Origin of the sequence: Rhizobium sp. WCS2018Hpa-16 (genome assembly GCF_031843705.1) — a bacterium.
GTDB classification, from domain to species: domain Bacteria; phylum Pseudomonadota; class Alphaproteobacteria; order Rhizobiales; family Rhizobiaceae; genus Agrobacterium; species Agrobacterium tumefaciens_C.
In genome coordinates this window covers 26470-35836 of sequence record NZ_JAVTIX010000014.1, presented here as the reverse complement: position 1 = coordinate 35836, position 9367 = coordinate 26470, and the positions used below count along the sequence as shown (strand labels likewise).

Annotated in this window: 6 protein-coding genes; 5 read left to right on the top strand and 1 reads right to left on the bottom strand. The window is 53.0% G+C overall.

Going from position 1 to position 9367, the window contains the following annotated elements; all coding sequences use genetic code 11:
* The first annotated feature begins 2 nt into the window (after nucleotides 1-2).
* Nucleotides 3-2036 (top strand): protease Lon-related BREX system protein BrxL, encoded by a 2034-nt coding sequence (brxL, locus tag RQI55_RS23570; protein WP_311273671.1) that lies wholly within the window; start codon nucleotides 3-5, stop codon nucleotides 2034-2036.
* 58 nt (nucleotides 2037-2094) lie between these two features.
* Here brxL and RQI55_RS23565 read toward each other — a convergent pair whose 3' ends face one another.
* Nucleotides 2095-3003 carry a hypothetical protein gene (locus tag RQI55_RS23565; RefSeq protein WP_311273672.1) on the bottom strand — a complete coding sequence of 303 codons (909 nt, stop codon included), beginning with the start codon at nucleotides 3001-3003 and terminating at the stop codon, nucleotides 2095-2097.
* A gap of 143 nt (nucleotides 3004-3146) precedes the next feature.
* On the opposite strand from RQI55_RS23565, the gene RQI55_RS23560 reads away from it, so the two are divergent.
* The 4 genes from RQI55_RS23560 to RQI55_RS23545 all read left to right on the top strand — a co-directional run bounded on the left by RQI55_RS23560 (nucleotide 3147) and on the right by RQI55_RS23545 (nucleotide 8862).
* Nucleotides 3147-4919: a DUF262 domain-containing protein gene (locus RQI55_RS23560; RefSeq protein ID WP_311273673.1), complete on the top strand. Its 1773-nt coding sequence runs from the start codon at nucleotides 3147-3149 to the stop codon at nucleotides 4917-4919.
* Nucleotides 4916-7243, top strand: a complete 2328-nt coding sequence (locus tag RQI55_RS23555; protein ID WP_311273674.1) for a DUF262 domain-containing protein — start codon at nucleotides 4916-4918, stop codon at nucleotides 7241-7243. The genes RQI55_RS23560 and RQI55_RS23555 overlap by 4 nt, the downstream gene beginning before the upstream one ends.
* Before the next feature lie 346 nt (nucleotides 7244-7589).
* Nucleotides 7590-8066, top strand: a complete 477-nt coding sequence (locus tag RQI55_RS23550; protein ID WP_311273675.1) for a hypothetical protein — start codon at nucleotides 7590-7592, stop codon at nucleotides 8064-8066.
* A 112-nt stretch (nucleotides 8067-8178) separates the two neighbouring features.
* Nucleotides 8179-8862, top strand: coding sequence for a hypothetical protein (locus RQI55_RS23545; RefSeq protein ID WP_311273676.1), 684 nt, complete (start codon nucleotides 8179-8181; stop codon nucleotides 8860-8862).
* Nucleotides 8863-9367 lie beyond the last annotated feature (505 nt).

The following is a 9367-nucleotide window of genomic DNA, read 5'->3' as shown; positions in this document are numbered from 1 at the left end:
TGATGAGTGTTCCGCTGCGCGACGAGTTGGATGACAAGGCCAACCGGCTGTTCGCCGGCAAGGTGGTTCGCAAGGACTTGGTCCGCAAGGTGAAGACCGGTGCTAACGTGCCTGTCTTTGTCCTCGAGTTCCTGCTGGGGAAATATTGTGCCTCGTCCGACGAGATGGCGATTCAGATGGGATTGGGTGTCGTGAACGATACACTGGCCAATAACTACATCCGTGCCGACGAGTCCATGAAGGCGCAGAGCAGGGTCAAGGAGAAGGGCCAGTGGACCTTCATCGACAAGGTGAAGGTGCGCCTGGTCGACTCCGACTATTGGGCAGAGCTCAGCAATTTCGGAAACAAGTTTGTTCGCATCCCGACCGAGTACGTCAGGGACTACGAACGCCTTCTGACCGGCGGCATCTGGGCCCAGGTGGAGATGAAGTTCGAGTACGACGAGGACAACAAGGGCAAGAACCCTTTTCGAATCGAGAAGCTCACGCCTATCCAGATTGCGGCCTTCGACCTGGGCGAATACCAGCGGGTCCGGCGGGAGTTCACCACTGACGAATGGATTGACCTGATATTACGAAGCATGGGCTATGAGCCGTGCGATATGTCGCGCCGGCTGAAGCTACTCTTCCTGACACGACTGGTCCCGTTGGCAGAGCGTAACTTTAACCTGGTGGAGCTGGGACCGCGCGGCACCGGCAAGAGCTATGTAACGCAAGAAGTTTCGCCCTACACAGCCTTGATGACCGGTTCAACCACAGTCGCGAACCTGTTTGGCCACATGGGCGGCAAGTCCAAGGGTCTGGTCCAGATTTGGGATGTCGTCGGCTTTGACGAGGTTGCCGACCTCGAGAAGATGCCGAAGGAAGTCATCACCACGATGAAGACCTACTGCGAGTCAGGCACCTACCAACGTGGTCAGGATGCCGCCGCGGGCGAAGCCAGCATCGCCATGTACGGGAATACGAACCAGCCTATCGACGTCATGGTCCAGACCGGCCATCTGTTCGAGCCTATGCCCGCGGTCATCCGAGACGATATGGCATTCATCGACAGGCTACACTTCTACCTTCCAGGATGGGAGATTCCAAAGATGCGGAACGACCTATTCACTGACCACTACGGCTTTGTCGTCGACTACCTGGCAGAGGCTCTCCGCGACTTGCGCAGGCACAACTTCACCGAGATCGTCGATAGACATTTTTCCATGGGTACGCACCTGGTCACTCGGGACCGCAAGGCCGTGAAGAAGACGGTTTCCGGGCTGATGAAGATCATCCATCCGCATGGTGAGGCCATTAAGGAGGAGATCGCCGAGCTACTGGATTTTGCGATGGAGGGCCGCCGTCGAGTTAAAGAGCAGCTAAAGAAGATGGGCTCCTTCGAATATTATCAGACGTCGTTCAGTTACACAGACATCGATAGCGGCGAGGAGCGGTTTGTAGGCGTGCCCGAGCAGGGCGGCAAGAACATGATCTCTTCTGACCCGCTGGCCCCAGGAAGCGTTTACAGCGCCTCCGTTGGAGCGGACGGGACAGTCGGGATGTTTCGTATTGAAGTCTCGTTGGCGACGGGTTCTGGAAAGCTAAGACTGGCGGGTGGCATCAATGGTGCGACCAAGGAATCCATTAACCGAGCCTTTAGCTATATGCTCACGCGCAAGGGTGAACTCGCTATCGCCCGCGAGATGGATGAGTCTGACCTGCACGTGGAAGTCATCGACCTGATGCACAACCGCGCCGAGGGCGAGATCGGTTTGGCATTCTTCGTCGCTGCATTCTCGGCACTCAAGAAGGCGCCGGCGATCGCTGCTACCCTCATCATGGGAGACCTAAGTGTTCAGGGCAACATCAAGGGTGTTCGGTCTCTTGTTGAGCCACTTCAGGTCGGAATGGACAACGGTGCAAAACGTGCCCTCATCCCAATAGAGAACAAGCGAAACTTCATGGAGGTCACCGCAGACGTCATGGAGCACGTCGATCCCGTGTTCTTCGGAGATCCGAAGACGGCTGCGTTAAAGGCGTTAGGGCTAAACTAATTTCGGTTTAGACAACATTGAACGAATGAAAGACCCGTGACACTTCAAGCACTGCAGCCTACGTCCTCGGTTGCTCACCATCATAGGATCCGCTCACTACCCAGATAAAGCTTTGCACATCGATGTTGTCGCGCGGTTGTAGGTCTGCAAGGTTCGACTTTACTGTGTCTGTCAGCGCCAGGAGAGTTTCGTATACGCGCGCATCCAATTCTGGCCGATAAACGTTCGCGAAGCGGTGACCCACCCGTTCGGCAAAATCCTTCGTTGCTTCAGGCTTAAGGAACATGTGCTCGGATGGCTTCCAGAGAAACGGAAGGTATGTGACGATGGTCCATTTGTTTGCCTGAAATGGCGATAGGATCCGGTCCAGCTCTCTTAGCGATTTCGTTCTATCTCCTTCCGCGAAACAAGAGGCCGCTTGAATGAAACTCTTTGCCTCTACACTCCGAAGGACTTCCTGAACTCGCGCCTGCTCGATCGAAAACAGCATGTTTGTGGAGCGGAACGCTGAAAGGACGGTTTCGGGATCAGCGTCCCCAACCAATGCCTTCTGAAGCGAGCTAGACTTTTCTAAGCTCTGCTTGGCCTTGATCTTATAGGGGCGCTCACTGAACGCATCGCTGTGGAACCCGCTCGGATAATAGTGCAGGAAGAGCTTCTTAGCGCCGTCCATCCCGACATATCGGCCCATGGCCTCACCAACGCTGTGAAGCAACACACGCCATGCTTCATCACGATCAGTTTCCTCAGATACCCGCTTTCTGTTGGCGAGGCCGAAAAACCGGCCGTCTTGTTCGACTAAGTCGAACGTCACCTTTCCAATTTTTTCGGATCGGATGGTCCTGGGTGGTGCCATCTGCTGCTCGTCACTTTCGCTGTCGTTTGTTTGTGTATTTTCAGACGTATTATAGTGACCGCTTCTGCCGCGCCCGCATGTTGTTGCACGATAGTTCGTCGCGACAAACAAGGAAAGCCCGGTCTCATGACTACCATCAAACCCAGTCAGAACCTACCTCGGCTATCTTAACGGTATAACCATTGAAATCGGGCCGCTTGACCGTATGGTTGGAGGACCCACCCGATTCGAGCTCACGCCGCCCGAGGTTTTCAGTGCCAGCCGACAGATACGAAATTACGCGAACCGCCGCACGAAGCCCGCGCCTTCAGAAGGTTGGAGGAAAAGACGGGATCGCAGGAGAATTTTTCGTTCCCGCCTATCAACGTGGCTATCGGTGGGGGCGGCATGAAGTTGACGCTCTACTGAGCGACATTTACGCCGACGGCAGCCGTGCGCCAACGGACAACTACTGCCTCCAGCCCATAGTGGTGAAGCGGCGCGCTGGCGAAGGGGCCTATGAGCTGATCGATGGCCAGCAACGTCTTACGACACTTTACCTGATCTACCGCTATCTTAACACCGAAGTCGGGGTGGAATCAGGTAACCGGTTTTCCCTCATGTACGAAACGAGGCCAGCAAGTCAGGCGTACCTGCGGTCTCTCGATGCGGAGCGAATGAACGACAACATTGATTTCTACCACATGCACGAAGCCTATGAGTGCATACGGCGCTGGTTCGCCGAGACGGCGGCTCGTCTAGCTACGGCCTCCAAACTCATCGCGTTCAAGGTCCTCGATTATCTCGAAAACCTAGTATACGTCATTTGGTATGAACCCAATAACATAGATGCGACCACGCTCTTTATTCGACTGAATGTCGGGCGTATTCCTCTTACAAATGCAGAACTAGTCAAGGCGCTGTTGCTTTCAAAGGACCTCGACGCTCACAGTTTTCAGCGTCGCATAGAAATTGGGTCGCAGTGGGACGCTATCGAGCAGCACCTTCAGCAACCGGAGTTTTGGGCCTTCCTTAGCAATAGCGATGGTGCGGACTATCCGACTCGCATCGAACTTCTGTTCGATCTAATGGCAAAACGCCGGCCAGATGAAAAAGACCGCTTTTTTACCTTCCTTCATTTCAAGCACGAATTGGACGCGCGGGTTACAGCGAACTCGTCGAGCGTGTGGGCGGCGATCGTCCAGTGTTACCAAGTCCTCCGAGAATGGTTCGAGGAGCGGGATCTCTATCACAAGCTGGGCTATTTGATAACAACCGGCACCACTCTGCGCCAGCTGCTCGATCTCTATGAGCTAGAGAAGACGAAGTCAGCCTTCGGCTGCGCCATCGATCAATTGATAATTCGCTCGGTCGGACTGTCTTCGGCGGACGTAATGGAGCTGAACTATGAAACAGGCTCCCGGAAATGCGAGAATGTACTGCTCCTGTTCAATGTCGAGACCGTAAGGCGGCTGAAGAATTCGACCGAGCGATATCCTTTCCATGCCCATAAGACTGAAAAGTGGTCTTTGGAACACATTCACGCTCAAAATGCCGAATTGCTTACCACTGCGGAGGAATGGCGTCATTGGCTAATTGATGGCAAGGCGGCGCTGGATAAAGTGCGCTTTGACGAACAAGGTCAGGATACGGAAAGAAAAAACGTCATCTCAGAAGTGGAGAAAGCGCTGTCCGCGCAACTGACCGAAAGCAGATTCACGAGGCTTTCGCGCAGGGTGACCGCTCTGCTCAGCCCAGAGGGTGATGACGACTCGATCCACGGGATTGCCAACCTCGCTCTTCTTTCCAGGCCCATCAACAGCAGTCTCGGCAACCGAGCCTTTGCCGTGAAAAGATTGAAAGTTGTTGATCATGACCGCAAAGGAGCATTCATACCGATCTGCACAAGGCAGGTTTTTCTCAAGTATTACGTCGACGCGGGAAGTGAACAGATGCACTTGTGGAGCCGGGATGATCGGCAAAGTTATCTGGAGGCATTGATCTCGAAGGATCGGGGCGTAGGACAGTATTTGGTTGGTGCACAATGACGAAAACTTCGTTCCGCAATATGCTTCGCTCATCAGATATCAAGACCATTGAAATCCCTATAATCCAACGAGACTTCGCGCAGGGAAGGCAGAATATCGAAGTCAAGCGGATACGGCGATCTTTCCTTGATGTCCTTAAGCAGGCACTGATAGGTGACGAAGAAATCAGCTTGGACTTCGTGTACGGAGACACCAAGGATGGGCGTTTCATTCCGCTCGACGGGCAACAGCGTCTGACATCACTGTATCTTTTGCATTGGTACCTGGCAGTCCGCTGTAGTGTCTCCGAAAAAGGGCGGGATTTTCTCAAGCGGTTTACCTATCACACGCGCTTTTCGTCTCGCGACTTTTGCGCGAAGCTCGCAACGGTCTGCCCCGTGTTTAACGACCAACCGATCTCTGGATGGCTTCAGGACCAACATTGGTTCGCCGGGTCGTGGAGGAAGGATCCCACGATTCAGTCAATGCTGGTGGTACTCGACGATATCCAGACATTGTTTGCCGAAGTCAGTGATGAAGGCTGCGCTATAGCATGGGACCGCCTTACGTCCGAGGCCAATCCCAGCATCACGTTCGAAATTCTCTCGCTGGAGGAGATGGGACTTACTGATGAGCTCTACATCAAGATGAATTCGCGCGGGAAGCCGCTCACCGAATTCGAGCATTTCAAGGCGCAATTCGAGCAGGTATTGAAACAGTTCGAGGAAGCGTTGCCTGCTGAGACCAGCGACCAAGCCAGCCGTTATGCGCAATTCGCTAATAAGATCGATCAGGAATGGGCGGATCTGATCTGGCCTTTTAGAGGTGCGAACGACAATGCCGACGAAGAATTTCTGCACCTTTTTAAATTCATTACCGATGTAACGATTTGGCGTCAGGGGCTTGATGCTCGTCACGCGGACGAGGATCTGGAAACGACTGCCAAAGCCATCTACGGCGCCCCAGAAACCGAAGTTGCACTCGCTGCCCAGGAGCGCCTGTTCCTAGTATTGGACGGCCTCCATGAGGAATTTGCTTTCGCAACGACGATGGGAGAAATCGATGACTGGTTTCGAGTACTGTTCGCGAACCACGAACACAAAGCGGGCTCCGTCACGATCTTCGGCGCCGTCAATCTCTTAGACGATTGCTGCAGAACCTACGGACTAAGCCAAGGCCGCAACCGAGCCTTTAGCTTGCCGAGAACTCTCCTGCTTCATGCGGTCATAGAGTACATCGTCGCTGATTCCAGGCCTTCTCGGGATGAAATTAGCGAGAGGATGCGGTGCCTACGGAATATAATCTTCGCGTCTCAAAATGAAATCCGCGTCGAGATTTTCCGCGCACTTCTCGATGAAGTCTCGGCTTACGTTGGTGGCGGAGATCTTGCAGCGCTGAAGAGCTTTAACCGAGCACAGGTCGAAGAAGAAGTAGTAAAGGCGACTTTTTTATCGGTGAATGGACCGGGCGAACTGAGCGACTTGATGTATCAGCTTGAGGATCACGATCTTCTTCGCGGCAATCTCACAATGTTCGACATGAATGTGGAACCGCAGGCGTTCATCCGACGCGCCCGCGCGTTCGATGCTCTTTTTGCGGGCAAAACGTCGTACCAGGAGATATCCCAAGCGCTTCTAGCGTGTGGTGATTACTCGCAGAGAATCGCTGGCGACCGTTTTCAATTCGCAAGTCCATCGGTTCCGAGCGTCTGGCGCGACCTCTTCGTCACGCGAAGCAGACCGGGCGTCGATAACACCAAGGCTACGCTTACGAAGCTGTTAGACGCAGTTTACGACGAAGGCCTCGTGGATATCGAAGGGACCCTTCGCAAGATCTCGGAAGATTATCTGCGAGAAGCTGTGGCATCGAAGAAATACGATTGGCGATACTATATGACGAATTATCCGGCAATGCGCTCGGGGAAGAGCGGCATCTTCATTTCGTCGAGCTATGGAATGGGCTTCGACCTTTGTATGATGGAGCAAACGCGGCTTAGCAGTTACTACTCCGACCCCTATGTCCGCGCAGTCCTAGAACTGGCTGGGGTACCGCATGACCAATATTTCACCGTCTGGCATTACGGTTACGCCGGGTATGAGGCGGATAGTCGCTGGAGTCTTTACTCGTCTAACAACCGGCACTTCCTGCGGGTTACGCAAGCGGGTTTTGAGATCAAATCCGGTCGTAAGTCGAGGATCCAGGCGATCTTGGACGGACAAGGTGTCGACGGCGACGGAATCCTGAACGTTCGTCAATCCACTATCGCTGGTATTTTGTTTGACAAAAAGGACCGCGTTGCGATGGCCGCCGATTTAGTCAGAGAAATAGTCAAAGGCGAAGACTAGACACAGCGCGAGAGCTACAACGACGAAGTTTTGTAGCAGCGGCGCGGCCTTCGGACGCCAGCGTTTACGGATCTGCGAAACTTAACACATTTAAAAGGCTGGTTTATATTGTGTGGGGATCTCGAGTTCGAGTCGGCATTAAGGCGCGAGAACCGCGCCAAAGACTTACCGAATTTTGGACATGTGATTTCCGCACGCAATCCGGACAGTCGCTGCCTTGGATCGAGTAGCGTGTGAGCTGGAATTTTCGGCATGGCGCGGCGTCTAGGACTCGATCATTTTCCGAACGCATGGAATATACCTAACCGCTTTGCTATCCTGTAACTCAGACAAGGTGAGGGAAACGGTGGAAGAAGAAATCTCGCATTACATGCTTCGGGTAGCGAAGTTCGAGTTTTTCCTTGTCATTACGGATATAAATCTCGCTCACGTGAGCGGGGCGAACCGAGCCATCTTGGGCGTAAACTGGACACGGCTCGCCCAGCATGTCGAAAACCATTACCCGTTCGCACAATTCAATTTCGATGATCCTCCCATCCGGATTTTCAAGGAAACCGCACCCCAGTTTCTCGTGAAGTCCGACCATGGCGGGGTGAAATGGGACAGTGACGACGTGGTCATCGACTCGTGGGATAGGCTGTTTACGAGAAGCTTCGCTCAGCTGCGAAACAATATCGCGCACGGCAACAAGGCTTTAATGCCCACTGCATTTACTTATGATAGAACCGGCCAATTCATCGCCGCTGGCCACGCACTTATGGATTTCGTAGGGCAGACCATCTTTAGTCGCGGTAATTGGGACGGCCCGATTGCGTTCAGCTGATCCGACGAGGATATGTGAAACTAGCGCTGACATGTTAGTCGCGGCCGCGGCATTGCGAGAACTATCCATATATTGACATGTTATGGAGCATAGCGAAACGGGAGAGATATCGTTGAAAGAGCAGATCCAAAGCAACTATGAAAACCGGCTTCGAAGTTACGTCGCGCTTATTCACGGAAATGAGCCACCGGGCCTCGTTGCTAAGCTTGCTATATATTCGTCGTTACTGGTCCAGCAACATACACGTGGTGAGAGATTTCTGCGGATTGAACCGCTTCTTTATCCGCTATCTCAGGCGGTAGAAGTCGATCTTCATTTGGCAACCGCGAAACTGCTTGAACCCAACGGTAATCGAAGCGAGCGCAGCTTGTTTGCATTTCTCGACTTTTGCGAAAAAAACCGGACAAACATCACATGGAAGTCGGGTGCTATACCCGCTGATGTCATTCATAAGCAGAGCGCCGACCTCGAAGCTCATCGAGACACCATTCAAACTATTCTGGCGCGGCGCGACAAGTTTTTCGCTCATCTGGATAAGCAGTACTTCAACGATCCGACTGCGATCTATCGCGACTACCCGCTAGAAGAGCAATCCGTTATTTCGCTAGTGAATTGCATCATCGCTATCATTTCTGGACATCAGATCGCGCTTGAAAACAAAGTAAATTTTCACATTGCAGAATTCTACGAAATAGCGGTCGACAATATGCTGCGTAATCTGGAGGAAGGCCGGATGAGGAATTTTCCTGGTCAGCTTGACCGGCATGTCCCGGCTAGTCAAAGCCTCAAACCGTGATCTGACAATTTGGCACCACGGGGTCAATTAAAGGACATTATCTCGGATAATCAACGTCGTGGCTTCTTCCAAAACCTGAGGTCGCGGGTTCGAATCCGTTCAAGGCGATCTTAGGATTGGAACGCTTAGATCCCAGCACTATCGGCGCATATCGTCGCAGTGTGTCGAAGTCGACTCCAGCCTAACTTCGAAGACATCAGGATTACAGCCTCTCGCTGCGCTCACAATGGAGGCGTCTTTCCACTCTGTCGTCTCCGTTAGACCGCCACGTCCAACGCCGGTCCCCGCTATCAGATCAGCAGTGCCCAAAGAGCATCGAGATGCGGACCATCGTGAACCGTAAACGCCCGGAACGCTGAGAGAGTCCAAACGATCAGATAGAACGCCTTGCTTCGACGTATTCGCTGCTTCCCAAGTTTTGGTATGTCAGGCTTTGCCGATATCGCCATTAATCTTAACATGTAACTGGAGCTACCAAAAACCCGCCCGCTATGTAAGGTTGCGA

Coding starts and splice junctions, on each gene's coding strand:
- RQI55_RS23555 (WP_311273674.1), top strand. CDS start 4,916: ATGACGAAAACTTCGTTCCGCAATATGCTTCGCTCATCAGATATCAAG.
- brxL (WP_311273671.1), top strand. CDS start 3: ATGAGTGTTCCGCTGCGCGACGAGTTGGATGACAAGGCCAACCGGCTG.